This window comes from Streptomyces sp. NPDC026538 (assembly GCF_055567535.1).
This window is the reverse complement of sequence record NZ_JBVHQG010000002.1, coordinates 1,231,990-1,250,792: the sequence shown is the minus strand read 5'-3', so window position 1 is coordinate 1,250,792 and position 18,803 is coordinate 1,231,990. Positions and strand designations below refer to the sequence as shown.

Annotated in this window: 19 protein-coding genes; 15 read left to right on the top strand and 4 right to left on the bottom strand. The window is 70.3% G+C overall.

Annotated elements, in window-relative coordinates; translation table 11 throughout:
* Window positions 1–81 precede the first annotated feature (81 nt).
* Together ACZ4N4_RS12515 and ACZ4N4_RS12510 are read left to right on the top strand one after the other, a co-directional pair.
* Window positions 82–1,209, top strand: coding sequence for a ferrochelatase (locus tag ACZ4N4_RS12515; protein ID WP_453565847.1), 1,128 nt, complete (start codon window positions 82–84; stop codon window positions 1,207–1,209).
* An 8-nt stretch (window positions 1,210–1,217) separates the two neighbouring features.
* Window positions 1,218–2,033, top strand: a complete 816-nt coding sequence (locus tag ACZ4N4_RS12510; RefSeq protein WP_467587433.1) for an inositol monophosphatase family protein — start codon at window positions 1,218–1,220, stop codon at window positions 2,031–2,033.
* 151 nt (window positions 2,034–2,184) lie between these two features.
* Here the strand turns inward: ACZ4N4_RS12510 and ACZ4N4_RS12505 are convergent, their stop codons facing one another.
* Entirely contained in the window at window positions 2,185–2,358 is a 174-nt protein-coding gene (locus tag ACZ4N4_RS12505; RefSeq protein WP_351709989.1) for a hypothetical protein, read from the bottom strand.
* A 416-nt stretch (window positions 2,359–2,774) separates the two neighbouring features.
* On the opposite strand from ACZ4N4_RS12505, the gene ACZ4N4_RS12500 reads away from it, so the two are divergent.
* From ACZ4N4_RS12500 to ACZ4N4_RS12485, 4 genes are all read left to right on the top strand, one after another.
* A complete protein-coding gene (locus ACZ4N4_RS12500; protein WP_467587430.1) occupies window positions 2,775–3,428 on the top strand; it encodes a response regulator transcription factor in 654 nt (217 codons plus the stop codon).
* A gap of 5 nt (window positions 3,429–3,433) precedes the next feature.
* Window positions 3,434–4,693, top strand: coding sequence for a sensor histidine kinase (locus tag ACZ4N4_RS12495; protein WP_453565852.1), 1,260 nt, complete (start codon window positions 3,434–3,436; stop codon window positions 4,691–4,693).
* A gap of 401 nt (window positions 4,694–5,094) precedes the next feature.
* Window positions 5,095–5,391, top strand: a complete 297-nt coding sequence (locus ACZ4N4_RS12490) for a DUF4193 domain-containing protein (RefSeq protein ID WP_003997302.1) — start codon at window positions 5,095–5,097, stop codon at window positions 5,389–5,391.
* Between the two features lie 13 nt (window positions 5,392–5,404).
* On the top strand, window positions 5,405–6,325 hold the full coding sequence (locus ACZ4N4_RS12485) for a hypothetical protein (RefSeq protein ID WP_467587427.1): 921 nt from the start codon (window positions 5,405–5,407) through the stop codon (window positions 6,323–6,325).
* A 27-nt stretch (window positions 6,326–6,352) separates the two neighbouring features.
* On the opposite strand, the gene ACZ4N4_RS12480 is transcribed toward ACZ4N4_RS12485, so the two are convergent.
* Window positions 6,353–6,814, bottom strand: a complete 462-nt coding sequence (locus tag ACZ4N4_RS12480) for a DUF3093 domain-containing protein (protein ID WP_467587424.1) — start codon at window positions 6,812–6,814, stop codon at window positions 6,353–6,355.
* Window positions 6,815–6,872: 58 nt separating this feature from the next.
* Here ACZ4N4_RS12480 and ACZ4N4_RS12475 point away from each other — a divergent pair, with 58 nt between their 5' ends.
* From ACZ4N4_RS12475 to ACZ4N4_RS12440, 8 genes are all read left to right on the top strand, one after another.
* Window positions 6,873–7,457, top strand: a complete 585-nt coding sequence (locus ACZ4N4_RS12475; RefSeq protein ID WP_450766970.1) for a PaaI family thioesterase — start codon at window positions 6,873–6,875, stop codon at window positions 7,455–7,457.
* Window positions 7,454–8,017 (top strand): dUTP diphosphatase, encoded by a 564-nt coding sequence (gene dut, locus ACZ4N4_RS12470; RefSeq protein ID WP_467587421.1) that lies wholly within the window; start codon window positions 7,454–7,456, stop codon window positions 8,015–8,017. Before ACZ4N4_RS12475 ends, dut begins: the two co-directional genes overlap by 4 nt.
* A 1-nt stretch (window position 8,018) precedes the next feature.
* Complete coding sequence (locus ACZ4N4_RS12465) at window positions 8,019–8,780, top strand: DUF3710 domain-containing protein (RefSeq protein ID WP_453565861.1); 762 nt, start codon at window positions 8,019–8,021, stop codon at window positions 8,778–8,780.
* 170 nt (window positions 8,781–8,950) lie between these two features.
* Entirely contained in the window at window positions 8,951–10,147 is a 1,197-nt protein-coding gene (locus ACZ4N4_RS12460; protein WP_453383986.1) for an alginate lyase family protein, read from the top strand.
* Between the two features lie 156 nt (window positions 10,148–10,303).
* Complete coding sequence (locus ACZ4N4_RS12455; RefSeq protein ID WP_453565864.1) at window positions 10,304–12,883, top strand: ATP-binding protein; 2,580 nt, start codon at window positions 10,304–10,306, stop codon at window positions 12,881–12,883.
* Complete coding sequence (locus ACZ4N4_RS12450; RefSeq protein WP_467587417.1) at window positions 12,880–13,566, top strand: response regulator; 687 nt, start codon at window positions 12,880–12,882, stop codon at window positions 13,564–13,566. The genes ACZ4N4_RS12455 and ACZ4N4_RS12450 overlap by 4 nt, the downstream gene beginning before the upstream one ends.
* A 149-nt stretch (window positions 13,567–13,715) precedes the next feature.
* Window positions 13,716–14,114: an OB-fold nucleic acid binding domain-containing protein gene (locus ACZ4N4_RS12445; RefSeq protein WP_351325771.1), complete on the top strand. Its 399-nt coding sequence runs from the start codon at window positions 13,716–13,718 to the stop codon at window positions 14,112–14,114.
* A 3-nt stretch (window positions 14,115–14,117) separates the two neighbouring features.
* Complete coding sequence (locus ACZ4N4_RS12440) at window positions 14,118–14,873, top strand: DUF3159 domain-containing protein (RefSeq protein WP_467587414.1); 756 nt, start codon at window positions 14,118–14,120, stop codon at window positions 14,871–14,873.
* A gap of 67 nt (window positions 14,874–14,940) precedes the next feature.
* On the opposite strand, the gene ACZ4N4_RS12435 is transcribed toward ACZ4N4_RS12440, so the two are convergent.
* Both ACZ4N4_RS12435 and ACZ4N4_RS12430 read right to left on the bottom strand, forming a co-directional pair.
* Complete coding sequence (locus tag ACZ4N4_RS12435) at window positions 14,941–15,612, bottom strand: potassium channel family protein (RefSeq protein WP_351710019.1); 672 nt, start codon at window positions 15,610–15,612, stop codon at window positions 14,941–14,943.
* Window positions 15,612–16,283, bottom strand: coding sequence for a potassium channel family protein (locus tag ACZ4N4_RS12430; RefSeq protein WP_450766958.1), 672 nt, complete (start codon window positions 16,281–16,283; stop codon window positions 15,612–15,614). The genes ACZ4N4_RS12435 and ACZ4N4_RS12430 overlap by 1 nt, the downstream gene beginning before the upstream one ends.
* 363 nt (window positions 16,284–16,646) lie before the next feature.
* On the opposite strand from ACZ4N4_RS12430, the gene ACZ4N4_RS12425 reads away from it, so the two are divergent.
* Entirely contained in the window at window positions 16,647–18,692 is a 2,046-nt protein-coding gene (locus ACZ4N4_RS12425) for an APC family permease (RefSeq protein ID WP_467587410.1), read from the top strand.
* The last annotated feature ends 111 nt before the right edge of the window (window positions 18,693–18,803 follow it).

Here is an 18,803-nt window from a genome sequence, read left to right as displayed (position 1 = left end):
GGCACTGGGGATAAACCTCCCGAATCCGACTCTTCACGCTCCTGTTTCCGGGGTGTCAGCGCCGGGTGGCAGGATCGGCACATGTCAGACGCGCTCGATGCCACCCCCTACGACGCCCTGCTCCTGCTCTCCTTCGGCGGCCCGGAAGGCCCGGACGACGTGGTTCCGTTCCTGGAGAACGTGACGCGCGGCCGCGGTATCCCGAAGGAACGCCTCAAGGAAGTCGGGCAGCACTACTTCCTGTTCGGCGGGGTCAGCCCGATCAACGACCAGAACCGCGCCCTGCTGGACGCCCTGCGCAAGGACTTCGCCGGGCACGGCCTGGACCTGCCGGTCTACTGGGGCAACCGCAACTGGGCGCCGTATCTGACGGACACCCTGCGCGAGATGGTCGCCGACGGCCGCCGCCGCATCCTGGTGCTCGCCACCAGCGCCTACGCCTCGTACTCGGGCTGCCGTCAGTACCGCGAGAACCTCGCGGACTCGCTGGCCGAGCTGGCGGCCGAGGGCCTCGAACTGCCGAAGATCGACAAGTTGCGGCACTACTTCAACCACCCCGGCTTCCTCGACCCGATGATCGACGGGGTGCTGCGGTCCCTCGCCGACCTCCCCGAGGACGTCCGCGCGGGCGCCCACATCGCCTTCACCACCCACTCCATCCCGACCGCGAGCGCCGACACCTCGGGGCCGGTCGAGACCCATGGGGAGGGCGGGGCGTACGTCGAGGAGCACCTGGACGTGGCCCAGCTGATCGCCGACGCGGTCCGCGAGCGCACCGGCGTCGACCACCCCTGGCGGCTCGTCTACCAGTCCCGCTCCGGCGCCCCCCACATCCCTTGGCTGGAGCCCGACATCTGCGACCACCTGGAGACGCTGCACGGCGCCGGGGTCCCGGCCGTCGTCATGGCCCCCATCGGCTTCGTCTCCGACCACATGGAGGTCCTCTACGACCTCGACACGGAGGCCACGGCCAAGGCCGAGGAGCTCGGCCTGCCGGTACGGCGGTCCGCGACCGTCGGCTCCGACCCGCGGTTCGCCGCCGCGATCCGTGAGCTGGTCCTGGAGCGCGCGGGCGTGGAGAGCGGGCGCGAGGTCACGCCGTGCGCGCTGGGCGCGCTGGGCGCGAGCCACAACCTGTGCCCGGTCGGCTGCTGCCCCGCCCGCGCCCCCCGCCCCGCCGCGGCCGGCGCCGACAGCCCGTACGCGTGAGGAGCCCCGTGACCGACGCCCCGCACACCGACCTGCTCGAGCTCGCCAAGGAGGCGGCCGCCCGCGCGGGCGCGCTGCTGCGGGACGGCCGTCCGGCCGATCTCGCCGTGGCCCGGACCAAGTCCAGTCCGATCGACGTCGTGACCGAGATGGACATCGCGGCCGAGAAGCTGATCACCGACCTGATCTCCGGACACCGCCCCGACGACGGCTTCCTCGGCGAGGAGGGCGCGTCGACGCGGGGCACGAGCGGGATCCGCTGGGTGATCGACCCGCTCGACGGCACGGTCAACTACCTGTACGGGCTGCCGACCTGGGCGGTCTCCATCGCCGCCGAGCAGGACGGCGAGACCGTGGCCGGTGTCGTGGCGGCGCCGATGCGCGGTGAGACGTACCACGCGGTACGGGGCGGCGGAGCCTGGGCGACCGGGGCGTGGGAGGGCGAGCGGGAGCTGCGCTGCCGCCCGGCGCCGCCGCTGGACCAGGCGCTGGTGTCGACCGGCTTCAACTACGTGACGGAGGTCCGCGCCCACCAGGCCGAGGTCGCCGCCCGGCTGATCCCGCTGCTCCGCGACGTACGCCGGAGCGGGTCGGCGGCGATCGACCTGTGCGACGTGGCCTGCGGCCGGCTGGACGGGTACTTCGAGCGCGGGCTGAACGCGTGGGACTGGGGCGCGGGCGACCTGATCGCGCGGGAGGCGGGCGCGTCGACCGGTGGCCGCCCCGGAGAGCGCCCGTCCCGGGATCTGACGGTCGCCGGCACCCCGGGTGTCTTCGAGCCGCTCCAGCAGCTGCTGGAGGACTTCGGGGCCTGGCACGACTGAGGACCGGGCGTCGAGGAGGGGGCCCGGTTTCTTCTGGTGCCGATGAATCGAACGTCGTTGCGGTGGGTAGGGGGCGAGGTATGAGCAGGGCCCCGGCGCTGGATTCGCCGGGGCCCTGCTCCTGTGCCGGTGAGCTGCTGCTGCGGGACTGTCAGACGCTGGTCATGCCGACTTCCACGCCGTGTTCGGCGGCGAGGCGGCGCAGGTCGTCGAGCTCGGCCTGTTCCACTTCGACAAGGAAGTCGTCGCCCTCGTCACGAGCCCGGGTGATGTCGGACTCGGTCGCCTTTATGCGCTGCAGAAGTCCTGTGGTGAATGCGTCCATGCTGCGCCCCCTCGTCCTGGGTCGTGGGTCGGTGGCACGGGGGTGTGCCGTTGAAGGGGCGATCACGTCTCTCGCGGGTGCCCAGCGCTGCCCAGCTGGGCGGCGACGGTGCCGGACACCCCCATCGTCCACTCTGCTGTAGCGGCGATGTACCTACCGCATGGTGCTGCGGCACATGCAGAGCGTGATCGCGGGGTGTACATGCCGTCCTCCCCCCGCTCCCCTCCGTGGAAACCTCAACCGGAAGAGAAAATCTCGCATTCCCGCCCGGCGCCGCCGATCCTGCTGCCCCGGCTCTCGTCTTACTGCCGACTTATGGCCGAAAAGGGCAGGATGGAGGTCACACACCCCATGGAGATCCCTGCCCACGTGCGCCGGTGCGCGCTACGCGGGTGGACAGCGGAAGGACAAGCGACGTGCGCGTACTCGTCGTCGAGGACGAGCAACTGCTCGCCGATGCGGTGGCCACCGGACTGCGCCGGGAGGCCATGGCCGTCGACGTCGTGTACGACGGTGCGGCCGCCCTGGAGCGCATCGGCGTCAACGACTACGACGTGGTGGTCCTGGACCGCGACCTCCCCCTCGTGCACGGCGACGACGTCTGCCGCAAGATGGTCGAGCTCGGCATGCCCACGCGCGTGCTGATGCTCACCGCCTCCGGCGACGTCAGCGACCGCGTGGAGGGCCTGGAGATCGGGGCCGACGACTACCTTCCCAAGCCCTTCGCGTTCAGCGAGCTCATCGCGCGCGTGCGCGCCCTCGGCCGCCGTACCAGCGTGCCGCTGCCGCCCGTGCTGGAGCGCGCCGGTATCAAGCTCGACCCGAACCGCCGCGAGGTCTTCCGCGACGGCAAGGAGGTCCAGCTCGCGCCCAAGGAGTTCGCGGTCCTGGAGGTGCTGATGCGCAGCGAGGGCGCCGTGGTCTCCGCCGAGCAGCTCCTGGAGAAGGCCTGGGACGAGAACACGGACCCCTTCACCAACGTCGTACGGGTCACCGTGATGACGCTGCGCCGCAAGCTGGGCGAGCCCGCCGTGATCGTCACCGTCCCCGGCTCGGGCTACCGGATCTGATGACCGTGGCCACCACTCCCGCACCTCCGCAGGCACCCCCCAAGCCCACCTGGGACCCCCGGAGACCGCAGCCGGTCTTCCCCTGGCTGCGCCCGACCATCCGGATACGGCTCACGCTGCTGTACGGCGGCATGTTCCTGATCGCCGGCATCCTGCTGCTCTCGATCATCTACCTGCTGGCCGCGCAGGCGATCAGCACCGGCAACCAGCCGCTGTTCAAGATCGTCAAATTCACGGCGCTCCAGGTGTCCAGCGACAACTGCCCCGCGATCAACATGGCCGGCCCCACGTCCTCCGTGCCGCTGCCGGACTTCAACAACGCGATCGCCCAGTGCGTGGATCACCAGCGCCAGGCGGCCCTGGACGACCTGCTGAGCCGTTCGCTGCTGGCCCTGCTGGGCCTCGCCGTGATCGCCTTCGCGTTCGGCTACGCGATGGCCGGCCGGGTGCTGTCCCCGCTCGGCCGGATCACCCGCACCGCCCGCGCGGTGGCCGGCTCGGACCTGTCCCGCCGGATCGAGCTGGACGGCCCGGACGACGAGCTCAAGGAGCTCGCGGACACCTTCGACGACATGCTGGAGCGGCTGCAGCGTGCCTTCACCGCCCAGCAGCGCTTCGTAGGCAACGCCTCCCACGAACTGCGCACTCCGCTGGCGATCAACCGCACGCTGCTGGAGGTCCATCTCTCGGACCCGGGCGCGCCGATGGAGCTGCAACAGCTCGGCAAGACCTTGCTGGCCACCAACGAACGCAGCGAGCAGCTCGTGGAGGGCCTGCTGCTGCTCGCCCGCAGCGACAACCAGATCGTCGAGCGCAAACCGGTCGACCTGGCCGAGGTCGCCACCCAGGCCGTCGACCAGGTGCACGCCGAGGCGGCGGCCAAGGGCGTGACCATCCGGGGCGTGCGGAAGCCGGCGGTCGTGCAGGGCAACGGCGTCCTGCTGGAGCGGATCGCGCTGAACCTGGTGCAGAACGCGGTGCGCTACAACGTGCCCGAGGACGGCTGGGTCGAGGTCGCCACCGAGATCCAGCACGGCCAGGCGGTACTGTCGGTCTCGAACACCGGTCCGGTGGTGCCCGCGTATGAGATCGACAACCTGTTCGAGCCCTTCCGGCGGCTCCGTACCGAGCGCACGGGCAGCGACAAGGGAGTCGGGCTCGGCCTGTCCATCGTCCGGTCCGTGGCCCGGGCGCACGGCGGCCACATCGCGGCCCGGCCCCGAGAGGGCGGGGGTCTCGTGATGAGGGTCACCTTGCCGGTCTGATGCCGTTACAAGATCACGACACACGCGGAGGATGTTCGCTTTGCGCGGAATTTTCTGTCGGCGTGGCGTGGTACCCCATGTGTGATCGATCACAAGGGCGGATTTCCGGCCATATACTCTCCGTGATCATGGCTGGGGGAATAAAGCCGGGAAAATCCCTGTTTTCACGGGTCTTGATCACGGGAAGTACAGGGTGAGGCGCCTTTGAGGTGTCTCGTGAGGACCGTGTACGGTCCCCATCGCCATTCAACCTGATCACTCTCGAGGGATCCGGTTGGGTGTCGATTGAGTAACAGACCTTGATGTGAGGCAAAATCTCCGCCTCAGGTCGGGCACAAGTCCGGCCTCTCACGCGTTACGTGCGCTGGAGACACCGCAGACACCCAGAGGGGGAGAGCGACATGGCAACCGATTACGACACTCCACGCAAGACCGACGATGACGTCGACTCGGACAGCCTTGAAGAGCTGAAGGCTCGGAGGAACGACAAGTCCACGTCCTCGGTGGACGTAGACGAGTTCGAGGCCGCCGAAGGCCTGGAGCTGCCCGGCGCGGACCTCTCGAACGAGGAGCTGGCCGTCCGGGTGCTGCCCAAGCAGCAGGACGAGTTCACCTGCATGAGCTGCTTCCTGGTGCACCACCGCAGCCAGCTGGCCCGGGAGAAGAACGGTCAGCCGATCTGCCGCGACTGCGACTGAGGAGGGGTCGGGCATGACTGGCTCGACCCCACCCCGGAAGCGCCGCTTCCCCCTGCCGGGAGCGGACTCGGGGCCGTCCGACGGCCCACGCGCGCGTGACGACGACGGGCGAGGCTCATCCGATCCGGGAGCCTCGCTCGAACCGGCGGCCGACCGGGGTGACCTCCCGGCGCCGGCGGACCAGCCCGCGCCCGTCGCCAGGCGACGGGCCGGGGTCATCCGTGACAAGGCCGTGAATCTGGCCCGGGAAGGCGCCCGCAAGGGCGGTGGCCGGGCGAGAGCGGGGCTGGCCTACCTCGCGGACCGGATCATCGAGATCGCCCCTCGTGTCCCCGTACGCGACCTCGCGACCCTGCGTCGGCAGTTCCCGGACCTCGGGCCCGAGCAGCTCGCCGACAAACTGGTGGCGGGCGCGGCGGGCGCGACCTCGGCCGTCGGGGCCGGGGTCGGCGCGGCGGCGATGCTGCCGGTGCCGCCGGCGATGCCGACCGAGCTGGCCGCGGAGATCACCGGGGTCGCGGCGATCGAGCTGAAGCTGATCGCCGAACTCCACGAGGTCTACGGCGTACGGCCGCCGGGGAACCTGAAGGCCCGCAGCACCGCGTATCTGTCCTCCTGGTCGGGGGAGCGCGGGATCGACGTGATGAAGCCGTCGACGGTCAACAACGCCCTCGGCGGGCACATGAAGCGCGAGCTGCGCCAGCAGATCATGAAGCGGATGGTGCGCGACCTGCCCAACCTGATGCCGTTCATGGTGGGTGCCGCGGTGGGCGCGGTCATGAACCGCCGGGACACCAAGAAGCTCGCGGCGCGGATCCGGACGGACCTGAGAAAGATCCAGGTGCCGTGGGAGGAACTGCCGGAGCTGCCGCCGCTGGAGAAGCCGGCGGAGCCGCTGCCGATCGCCGAGCTGCCGGAGGACTTCGGAGGCTGACGGCCGGCGGTGCGAACCGGGCGAGACCTACTGGGCCCGCTTCGCCGCCTCGATCGCCGCCGCCAGGGCCTCCGGCTCCCGCGTCGACAGGTACAGGTACGGCGTCGGGTCCGCCGGGTCCGTGACCTCCACGCGTAGCGCCCTGGGGATGTAGGCGCGCAGCAGGAGGAAGGCGCGGACGTCGGCCTTGTACGTGCGCCAGGCGCGCGCCTCCTCCGGGTCCAGGACCTCTGACGCGCCCAGGGCGGACACCGGGATCTTCGCCTCGCCCGCGATCAGCGAGTCGCCCACCACCCGGATGCGCGGGGAGCCGTACGAACTGGCCACCACCGCTGCCGCCGCCGTGCCGCCCACCAGGCCGCCCAGCGTCGGCAGAGTGCCGAAGGGAAGCAGGACCAGGGCGCACGAGACGCCGATCAGGAAGCTGAGGAACCACCACGACCAGGGGGCCGTGAGGCGTTCTTCGTACGGGGTGGCGGAGAGCTGCATGGCGTCAAGCTTGGCACGGTGTCCGGATTCACCGGACGCGCGGGTAAGGTCTGCGGCTGTGAGTGGTAGTTCCGCAGCTCTTCAGCCTCCCGCCAGTGCCCGGAAACCGGTGCGGCATCCCGACGCTCCCGCGCCCGGCGAGCTCATCGGCGCCCACTACGAACAGTGTTTCGGGTGCGGCCACGAGCAGTCGCACGGGCTGCATCTGGAGGTGCGGGCCGGCGAGGGGGTCTCCCTCACCGCCGAGTTCACCGTGCGGGCCGCCCACCAGGGCGCCCCGGGCCTCGCGCACGGCGGCGTCCTCGCCAGCGCCCTCGACGAGACGCTCGGTTCGTTGAACTGGCTGCTGCGGAAGATCGCCGTCACCGGACGGCTGGAGACCGACTTCGTACGGCCGGTGCCGGTGGGTACCACGCTGTACCTGGCGGCCGAGGTCGCCGCGGTGGCCGGCCGGAAGATCTACTCGACCGCCACCGGGCGCCTGGACGGACCCGACGGACCCGTCGCCGTCCGTGCCGACGCCCTGTTCGTGGAGGTGCCGGTCGAGCACTTCGTCGACAACGGCCGCAAGGAAGAGATCAAGGCCGTCATGAACGACCCGGACCAGATCCGGCGCAGCCGCGCCTTCGAGGTGAACCCGTGAACCCCGCATCCTGCGTGAGCCCTCTCGACGTCCTCATCCGGCGCGTCGATCCGGAGGTACCGCTTCCGGCGTACGAGCACCCCGGTGACGCGGGAGCGGATCTGCGGACCACCGAGGCGTGCGAGCTGAAGCCCGGCGAACGGGCCGTACTTCCGACGGGGGTGTCGATCGCCCTCCCGGATGGGTACGCGGCCTTCGTGCACCCTCGTTCGGGGCTCGCCGCCCGGTGCGGTGTGGCCCTCGTGAATGCCCCGGGGACGATTGATGCCGGGTACCGTGGGGAGATCAAGGTGATCGTGGTGAATCTCGATCCGCGCGAGGCCGTGCGGTTCGAGCGCTTCGACCGGATTGCCCAACTGGTCGTCCAGCAGGTCGAGAGGGTCCGCTTCCAGGAGGTGGCGGAACTTCCCGGCACGGCACGGGCCGAGGGGGGCTTCGGGTCCACCGGCGGGCATGCCGCGGTGGGTGACGGGAGCGGCACAAGCGGTCAGGCCGCCGACGGTGGCCGGACGGGTGGGAATCGATACGCTTCGGTCGTATCCGACCGGGAAGGACAGTGACGTGTTCGGACGTCGCAACAAGAAGGGTGCCGCCGAGGACGCGGCCGGCGAGGCCGAGCAGGTCGTCGACAGCATCGGCGCCGAGGCGGACGAGGAAGAGGGCGAGCGCGAGCGCGTACGCCTGGAGCCGGAGCCCCGGCCCGACGGGCCGTGGGACGACTCCGAGGTGCGGGAGCCGGGCGAGGGCCGGGTGGACCTCGGCGGGCTGTTCGTGCCCGGCGTCGACGGCATGGAGCTGCGGGTCGAGGTCGCGGGTGACGCGATCGTCGCGGCGACCGTGGTGCTCAAGGACAGCGCCGTGCAGTTGCAGGCCTTCGCCGCGCCCAAGCGCGAGGGCATCTGGGGCGAGGTGCGTGAGGAGATCGGCTCCGGCATCACCCAGCAGGGCGGCATCGTCGACGAGGTCGAGGGTCCGCTGGGCTGGGAGCTGCGCGCCCAGGTGCCGGTGCAGCTGCCGGACGGCACGGGCGGCTTCCAGGTCGTGCGGTTCGTCGGTGTGGACGGTCCGCGCTGGTTCCTGCGCGGGGTGATCTCCGGGCAGGGCGCGGTGCAGCCGCAGGCCGCCGGGCTCCTGGAGCAGATCTTCCGGGACACCGTCGTGGTCCGCGGCGAGGGTCCGATGGCCCCCCGTGACCCGATCGTCCTGAAGCTGCCGAACGACGCCCAGATGGTCCCCGAGGGTGTCCAGCAGGAGGAGTCGTCGCGCTTCTCCGGCGGCATGGGCCAGCTTCAGCGCGGGCCGGAGATCACCGAGGTCCGCTAGCACGACGACAGACAGCGACAAGGGCCGTACCCCGCACGGGGTGCGGCCCTTTCACATGCGCGGGGATTCCGGTGTGAACGGCTCCGGCTTACTTCACACCTTGACGGAAGTCTGGTCCGTACCTACGGTCTCGGCACGCCTAAGTTCACAGAGGCGCTCCAGGTTCACATATGAGAACGTACGAGAACGGAGTCGCTGTGCGTCGCATCCCCCTGCTCGCGGCCGTGGGAGCCCTGCTCCTGGGCGTCTTCACGGCCCCCGTCGCCCACTCGGCCCCCAGCACCTTCGTGCACCCCGGAGTCACCGTCTCCAAGGCCCAGCTGGACTTCGCCCGCACCGAGGTACTGGCCGGCGCCCAGCCCTGGAAGGCGGCCTACGACCAGATGATGGCGAGCAAGTACGCCGACCTGAACCGGACGCCCGCGCCCCGGGCGACGGTCGAGTGCGGGTCGTACTCGAACCCCAACTACGGCTGCACCGACGAGCGCGAGGACGCGATCGCCGCCTACACCGACGCCCTCGCCTGGTACATCACCAAGGACGCCCGCTACGCGCAGAAGGCGATCCAGATCATGGACGCCTGGTCGGCCACGATCACCAGTCACACCAACAGCAACGCGCCCCTGCAGACCGGCTGGGCCGGCTCCTCCTGGCCCAAGGCCGCCGAGATCATCAGGTACACGTACACGGGAACCTGGGCGAACGAGGCCCGCTTCGCCACCATGCTGCGCAACGTCTACCTCCCGACCGTCATCAAGGGCTCCAACTCCAACGGCAACTGGGAGCTGACGATGATGGAGGCGGCCGTCGGCATCTCCGTCTTCCTTGAGGACAAGGCGTCGTACGACACGGCCATGGCCAAGTTCCGCACCCGCACGGCCGCTTACGTGTACCTGGCCTCCGACGGGTCGGTGCCGAAGACCGTGCCCAGCCAGAACCTCGACACCACCGCCAAGATCGTCTCCTACTGGCAGGGCCAGTCCACCTTCGTCACCGGACTCACCCAGGAGACCTGCCGGGACTTCACGCACACCGGCTACGGCATCTCCTCGATCTCGCACGTCGCCGAGACCAGCCGGATCCAGGGCCAGGACCTCTACGGCACGGACGTCGGCGAACGGCTGCGGCAGGCGCTCGGCTTCCAGTCCAAGTACCAGCTGGGCACCGCCGTCCCCAGCTGGCTCTGCGGCGGCTCCCTGACCCTCGGCCTCGGGCCCGTCACCGAGGTCGGCTACAACGCCCTCCACAACCGGCTGGGCATCGCCATGACCAACACCCAGACGCTCACCCAGAACAACCGTCCCGCGGGCACCAACAACCTCTTCGTCGCCTGGGAGACCCTCACCCACGGCGACAACCCCAACTGAGCCACCTGTGCCCCGTGACCTCCTCGGAGAGGCCCGCGGGGCACATCAGGGTTGCGTCAAAGATGCCTGCCGCCGAACCGCCTGCCCCGTCCGTCCGGATTGTTGGCCGTAAGGTCGACGCTGCGTAGGCGGCGGTAAGCGGAAGACAATGGGACCATGGCACGCGGCAAGCTTCGGATCTATCTCGGTGCGGCACCGGGCGTGGGCAAGACCTACGCCATGCTCTCCGAGGCCCACCGGCGCGTGGAGCGCGGTACCGACTGCGTGGTCGCCTTCGTCGAACACCACGACCGGCAGCGCACCGAGGTGATGCTGCACGGCCTGGAGCAGGTCCCCCGCAAGGAACTGGAGTACCGGGACGCCACCTTCACGGAGATGGACGTGGACGCGGTGCTGCACCGCGCCCCCGCCGTCGCCCTGGTGGACGAACTCGCCCACACCAACATCCCCGGCTCCCGCAACGCCAAGCGCTGGCAGGACGTCGAGGAGCTGCTGACGGCCGGGATCGACGTCGTCTCCACCGTCAACATCCAGCACCTGGAGTCCCTCGGCGACGTCGTCGAGTCCATCACGGGGGTGCGCCAGCGCGAGACCGTGCCCGACGAGGTGGTACGGCGCGCGGACCAGATAGAGCTGGTCGACATGTCGCCCCAGGCGCTGCGCCGGCGCATGGCCCACGGCAACATCTACCAGCCGGACAAGGTCGACGCGGCCCTGTCGAACTACTTCCGGCCCGGCAACCTGACCGCCCTGCGCGAACTGGCGCTGCTGTGGGTGGCCGACCGGGTCGACGAGTACCTGAAGCAGTACCGCAGCGAGCACCGGGTCTCGGCGATCTGGGGCTCGCGGGAGCGCATCGTCGTCGGGCTGACCGGCGGGCCCGAAGGGCGCACGCTGATCCGGCGGGCCGCGCGGCTCGCCGAGAAGGGCGCGGGCGGCGAGGTCCTCGCCGTCTACATATCCCGCAGCGACGGCCTGACCTCGGCCTCCCCGAAGGAGCTCGCCGTCCAGCGCACCCTGGTCGAGGATCTCGGCGGCACCTTCCACCAGGTCGTCGGCGAGGACATCCCCGCCGCCCTGCTCGACTTCGCGCGCGGGGTCAACGCCACCCAGATCGTGCTCGGCTCCTCCCGCCGCAAGGCCTGGCAGTACGTGCTCGGGCCCGGCGTCGGCGCCACGGTCGCCCGCGAGTCGGGACCCGACCTGGACGTCCACATCGTCACCCACGAAGAGGTGGCCAAGGGACGCGGGCTGCCGGTGGCAAGGGGCGCCCGGCTCGGGCGCGGGCGGATCATCGCGGGCTGGCTGGTCGGCCTGGTCGGCCCGGCCGTCATGGCGGTGCTGCTGAACACCGTCGACCTCGGCCTCGCCAACGACATGCTGCTCTTCCTGACCCTCACGGTCGCGGCCGCGCTGCTCGGCGGGCTCTTCCCGGCGCTGGCCTCGGCGGCCTTCGGATCCCTGCTGCTGAACTACTTCTACACCCCGCCCCTGCACCGGCTCACCATCGCCGATCCGAAGAACATCGTGGCCATCGTGATCTTCTTCGGGGTCGCGCTGTCCGTCGCCTCGGTCGTGGACCTCGCCGCCCGCCGCACCCACCAGGCCGCCCGGCTGCGCGCCGAGTCGGAGATCCTCTCCTTCCTCGCCGGCAACGTGCTGCGTGGCGAGACCAGCCTGGAGGAGCTGCTCGAGCGGGTCCGGGAGACCTTCGGCATGGAGTCCGCCGCCCTCCTGGAGCGGCCGGACGACGTCCAGCCGTGGAGCTGCGCGGGCCGGGCCGGCGTCGGACCCGCCCTGGCGCGCCCCGAGGACGCCGACGTCGACGTGCCCATAGGCGACCACATGGCCCTCGCGCTGACCGGCCGGGTACTGCCCGCCGAGAACCGCCGGGTGCTCGCCGCCTTCGCCGCCCAGGCGGCCGTCGTACTGGACCGCAGGCGGCTCCAGGACGAGGCCGATCAGGCCCGCGCGCTCGCCGAGGGCAACCGGATCCGGACCGCCCTGCTGGCCGCCGTCAGCCACGATCTGCGCACCCCGCTCGCCGGGATCAAGGCGGCGGTGTCGTCGCTGCGCTCCGACGACGTGGCCTGGTCCGAGGAGGACCGGGCCGAGCTGCTGCAGGGCATCGAGGAGGGCGCCGACCGCCTCGACCACCTGGTCGGCAACCTGCTCGACATGTCCCGCCTGCAGACCGGCACCGTCGCCCCGATCGTCCGGGAGATCGACCTCGACGAGGTGGTCCCGATGGCGCTGGTCGGGGTGGACGAGGGCAGCGTCGAGCTGGACGTCCCCGAGACCCTGCCCATGGTGGAGGCCGACGCCGGGCTCCTGGAGCGGTCGGTGGCCAACCTGGTCGAGAACGCCGTCAAGTACAGCCCGCCCGACCGGACCGGCCCTGTGGTCGTCGTGTCCGCCAGCGCCATCGCGGACCGCGTGGAGCTGCGGGTCGTGGACCGCGGGCCCGGCGTGCCCGACGACGCCAAAGAGCGCATATTCGAGCCCTTCCAGCGCTACGGTGACGCTCCGCGCGGCGCCGGGGTCGGACTGGGGCTCGCGGTCGCCCGGGGCTTCACCGAGGCGATGGGCGGCACGCTCAACGCCGAGGACACGCCCGGTGGGGGCCTCACCATGGTCCTCACCCTCCGCGCGGCAGGATCGGTCACCGCAGAAGCAGAACCCGTGGCTGAAGCAGCAGCACAGGCCGTGGCAGAACCGGAAAGGCAGGCCTCATGACCCGTGTGCTCGTGGTCGACGACGAGCCGCAGATCGTGCGTGCCCTCGTGATCAACCTCAAGGCGCGCAAGTACGAGGTCGACGCGGCCCCCGACGGCCGTACCGCCCTCGAACTGGCCGCCTCCCGCCACCCCGACGTGGTCGTCCTCGACCTCGGCCTGCCCGACATGGACGGCGTCGAGGTGATCAGGGGGCTGCGCGGCTGGACCCGGGTGCCGATCCTGGTGCTGTCCGCCCGTCACTCCTCCGACGAGAAGGTCGACGCGCTCGACGCGGGCGCCGACGACTACGTCACCAAGCCCTTCGGCATGGACGAGCTGCTGGCCCGGCTGCGGGCCGCCGTCCGCCGCGCCGAGCCGGTCGCCGGGACCGGCGAGGACGACGTGCTGGTGGAGACCGAGGGGTTCACCGTCGATCTGGCCGCGAAGAAGGTCAACCGGGCCGGCCGGGACGTCCGGCTGACCCCCACCGAGTGGCATCTGCTGGAGGTGCTGGTCCGCAACACCGGCCGGCTGGTCAGCCAGAAGCAGCTGTTGCAGGAGGTGTGGGGGCCGTCCTACGGGACGGAGACCAACTATCTGCGCGTGTACATGGCACAGCTGCGCCGGAAGCTGGAGGCGGACCCCTCGCACCCCGAGCACTTCATCACGGAGCCGGGCATGGGCTACCGGTTCGAGAAGTGAACCGGGCGTTCGGGTCGAGAAGCGAACCGGGCGCCAGGTCGAGAAGCGAACCGGACGTTCGAGGAGTGGATCGGGCGTTCGGTTCGGGAAACGGGCCGGGGGGTGAGCTGGACTACGGCAGTGTCGGTGAGCCCCGGTACGCTTCAGACATGAGTGCTGTCCCTCGTTCCGAAAAGCCGGCCGGCCGGTTCCGGCGCATGCTGGGCCGGCTGTCCTCGTCGCAGGAGGACCTGGAGTCCGAGGAGCTGCGCGAGGACGCCGACACGGCGGGCTGCATCCGGATCGGCGACTGCCAGGACCGGCAGATCGTCACCGTTACTGGTACCTTGCGCACGGTCACCCTGCGGCCGCGTGCCGGAGTCCCGGCCCTGGAGGCCGAGCTGTTCGACGGCTCCGCGGCGCTGGACGTGGTGTGGCTCGGCAGGCGCTCCATCGTGGGCATAGAACCGGGGCGCAGGCTGATCGCATCGGGCCGGATCTCGCTGAGCCGGGGCCGCCGGGTGCTTTTCAACCCCAAGTACGAACTGAGACCCCTCGGTAGGGAGTAGCCGGTGACGTCGCTCGACAAGCCGACCGAAGACACTCAGGCCAAGGACGATGCGCGGGCGGTGACCGAGGCCGCGCTGTTCGAGGCCTTCGGCGGCGTGCGCGGCATGGTCGAAACGGTGCTGCCCGGCCTGCTGTTCGTCACGATCTTCACCATCAACAAGGACCTGCACTGGTCGGCGATCGCCGCCCTCGCGGTCTCCGTGGTGCTGGTCGTGGTCCGCCTGGCGATGAGGGACACCGTCAAGCACGCCTTCAGCGGGGTCTTCGGCGTCGCCTTCGGTGTCGTCTTCGCGATGATGACCGGCAACGCCAAGGACTTCTACCTGCCCGGCATGCTCTACACGCTGGGCCTGGCGGTGGCCTACATCATCACCACGCTGTGCGGGGTGCCGCTGATCGGCCTGATCCTCGGCCCGGTCTTCAAGGAGAACCTCTCCTGGCGCACCCGCAACCCCGGCCGCAAGAAGGCGTACGCCAAGGCCAGCTGGGCCTGGGGCCTGATCCTGCTCGCCAAGTGCGCGATCCTCTTCCCGCTGTACTGGTGGGCCAACACGGCCCAGCTCGGCTGGGTGCTGGTCGCCCTGAAGATCCCGCCGTTCCTGCTCGCGGTCTGGCTCACCTGGGTCTTCCTGGCGAAGGCGCCGGCGCCGATCGACGTCTTCGCCGAGATGGAGGCGGAGGAGAAGGCCGAGGAGGAGCGCAAGGCCGCGCTGGCCGCGGAGAGCGGCGAGCCCTCGGCCGGACGCCACCGCAAGTAGACGGCCGCACGCGTACGACACAAGGGCGCCCTCCGCAACGGAAGGGCGCCCTTCTTCGCGCGCTGCGTCAGACGTCTTCCCGCCGTACCGAGAGCAGATCCTCCAGTTGCTCCTCGCGGGCCTGGGCCGCCACGAACAGGAGTTCGTCGCCGGCCTCCAGGGAGTCCTCGCGGGAGGGGGTGAGGACCCGGGTGCCGCGGATGATCGTGACCAGCGAGGTGTCCTCGGGCCACTCCACGTCGCCGACCTGGGTGCCGGCCAGGGCCGACTCCTCGGGCAGGGTCAGCTCCACCAGGTTGGCGTCGCCGTGGCTGAAGCGGAGCAGCCGGACCAGGTCGCCGACGCTCACCGCCTCCTCGACCAGGGCGGACATCAGACGGGGCGTCGACACGGCCACGTCCACACCCCAGGCCTCGTTGAACAGCCACTCGTTCTTGGGGTTGTTGACCCGCGCGACGACGCGCGGAACGCCGTACTCCGTCTTCGCGAGGAGCGAGACGACCAGGTTCACCTTGTCGTCGCCCGTCGCGGCGATCACGACGTTGCAGCGCTGCAGCGCCGCCTCGTCCAGGGAGGTGATCTCACAGGCGTCGGCGAGCAGCCACTCCGCCTGCGGGACCCGCTCCACCGAGATGGCGGTCGGGGCCTTGTCGATCAGCAGGACCTCGTGGCCGTTCTCCAGCAGCTCGCCCGCGATCGAGCGGCCGACGGCGCCGGCTCCGGCAATGGCGACCCTCATCAGTGACCGCTCTCCTCTTCCGGACCCCCGGCGAAGGCGGCCTCGACCTTGTCGACGTCATCCGCGCGCATCATCACATGCACCAGGTCGCCCTCCTGCAGCACCGTCTGCGAGGTGGGCAGCATCGCCTCACCGAGCCGGGTGAGGAACGCGACCCGGACGCCGGTCTCCTCCTGCAGCGTGCTGATCTTGTGGCCGACCCACTTCGGTGAGGCGTGCACCTCGGCGAGCTGCACCCCGCCGGTGGGGTCGCGCCACAGCGGCTCCGCGCCCGAGGGCAGCAGCCGGCGCAGCATCTGGTCGGCGGTCCAGCGGACCGTGGCGACGGTCGGGATGCCGAGGCGCTGGTAGACCTCGGCACGGCGCGGGTCGTAGATGCGGGCCGCGACGTTCTCCACACCGAACATCTCGCGGGCCACCCGGGCCGAGATGATGTTCGAGTTGTCACCGCTGGAGACGGCGGCGAAGGCGCCCGCCTCCTCGATGCCCGCTTCGCGCAGGGTGTCCTGGTCGAAGCCGACCCCGGTGACCCGGCGGCCGCCGAACCCCGGGCCCAGCCTGCGGAAGGCGGTGGGGTCCTGGTCGATCACGGCGACCGTGTGCCCCTGTTGCTCCAGGGTCTGGGCGAGAGCGGAACCCACTCTGCCGCAGCCCATGATGACGATGTGCACGACCGTCCTTCCGGTGTCCCAAAGTTACTGCTCAGCCCCATCAGGGTCTCAGACCGAGGCCCAAGCTACACACGCACCGTCCGAGCTGGGCACCCCTCGGTCACGCTCATCGGCGAGTGATGCTGCGCACGCTCCAGGCAGTGAGGATTCCGAGGCCCACGAGCGTCACCGTGGCACCGATCAGTTCTGCGGTCGCGGGCATGAGGCCTCCGAGGTGCGAAGACAGGCGGGGTCTGTCATCTAGGCACGAATGGCGCGAAGGCCGCGGAATCCGCAGTTCCGACCGTCACTTTTTTCACTCGGGAGGCAGATCCCGTACTGCGGCTGGAGCCCTGCCAGGTCGAAGGCCTACGATCCTCTCTCGTGTCCAAACTGACCGACGTGCCCAAACGGATCCTGATCGGGCGCGCTCTGCGCAGTGACCGGCTGGGCGAAACGCTCCTGCCGAAGCGCATCGCACTCCCCGTCTTCGCCTCCGACCCGCTGTCCTCCGTCGCCTACGCGCCGGGGGAGGTCCTGCTGGTCCTGTCCATCGCGGGCGTGTCGGCGTACCACTTCAGCCCCTGGATCGCCGTCGCGGTCGTCGTGCTGATGTTCACGGTGGTCGCCTCCTACCGGCAGAACGTGCACGCCTACCCGAGCGGCGGCGGCGACTACGAGGTCGCCACCACCAACCTCGGCCCCAAGGCCGGCCTCACCGTCGCCAGCGCGCTGCTCGTCGACTACGTCCTGACCGTCGCCGTCTCCATCGCCTCCGGCATCGAGAACCTCGGCTCGGCCATCCCCTTCGTCGTCGAGCACAAGGTGCTCTGCGCGGTCACCGTGATCGTGCTGCTGACGCTGATGAACCTGCGCGGGGTGAAGGAGTCCGGCAAGCTCTTCGCGATCCCGACGTACGTGTTCGTCGGCGGCGTCTTCATCATGATCGCGTGGGGTGCGTTCCGGGGCCTGGTGCTCGGCGACACGATGCGCGCACCGACCGCCGACTACCACATCAAGGCCGAGCACCAGGGCCTCGCGGGCTTCGCGCTCGTCTTCCTCCTGCTGCGCGCCTTCTCCTCCGGCTGTGCCGCGCTCACCGGTGTCGAGGCGATCTCCAACGGCGTCCCGGCCTTCCGCAAGCCGAAGTCGAAGAACGCGGCGACCACGCTCGCCGCGATGGGGCTGCTGGCGGTCACCATGTTCTGCGGCATCATCGCGCTCGCCATGGCCACCAAGGTCCGCATGGCCGAGAACCCGGCCACCGACCTGATCCACAACGGCGTCGCGATCGGCTCCGGCTACGTCCAGAACCCGGTGATCTCCCAGGTCGCCGAGGCGGTCTTCGGCAAGGGCAGCTTCCTGTTCATCGTGCTCGCCGCGGCCACCGCCCTGGTCCTCTTCCTCGCGGCGAACACGGCGTACAACGGCTTCCCGCTCCTCGGCTCGATCCTCGCCCAGGACCGCTACCTGCCGCGCCAGCTGCACACCCGCGGCGACCGCCTCGCCTTCTCCAACGGCATCGTGCTGCTCGCCGGCGCCGCCGCCCTGCTGACGGTGATCTACGGCGCCGACTCGACCCGCCTCATCCAGCTGTACATCGTCGGCGTGTTCGTGTCCTTCACGCTCAGCCAGACCGGCATGGTCCGGCACTGGAACCGCCATCTGGCGACCGAGAAGGACCCGGCCAAGCGCAGCCACATGATCCGCTCCCGCGCGATCAACACCTTCGGCGCCTTCTTCACCGGCCTGGTGCTGGTCGTCGTGCTGGTCACGAAGTTCACCCACGGCGCCTGGGTGGCGCTGCTCGGCATGTGCATCTTCTACGCCACGATGACCGCGATCCGTAAGCACTACGACCGGGTCTCCGAGGAGATCTCGGCCCCCGAGGAACCGGACGACGACCTGGTACGGCCGTCCCGCGTGCACTCGGTCGTCCTGATCTCCAAGATCCACCGCCCCACCCTGCGCGCCCTCGCCTACGCCAAGCTGATGCGCTCGGACACCCTGGAGGCGCTCACCGTCAACGTCGACCCGGCCGAGACGAAGGCGCTGCGCGAGGAGTGGGAGCGGCGCGGGATAGACGTCCCGCTGAAGGTCCTCGACTCGCCCTACCGCGAGATCACCCGGCCGATCATCGAGTACGTCAAGGGCCTGCGCGCCCAGTCCCCGCGGGACGCCGTCTCAGTGATCATCCCGGAGTACGTGGTCGGCCACTGGTACGAGCATCTGCTGCACAACCAGAGCGCCCTGCGCCTCAAGGGCCGGCTGCTGTTCACCCCGGGTGTCATGGTGACCTCGGTGCCCTACCAGCTGGCGTCCTCGGAGGCCGCCAGGAACCGGGCCCGCAAGCGTCAGGACTGGAACGCACCGGGCGCGGTCCGGCGCGGGCCGGCCGAACACCGGCAGAAGGAGCACAGCGGGGGCTGAGCGCGGCCCGGAGGTCCCGGCGATCACGGTTCGCCGGGGCGGCCCGGGCGGCCCGGAGGCCTCGGCGATCACGGTTCGCCGGGGCGCCCCGGCGAGCACGTAGACTGGTGG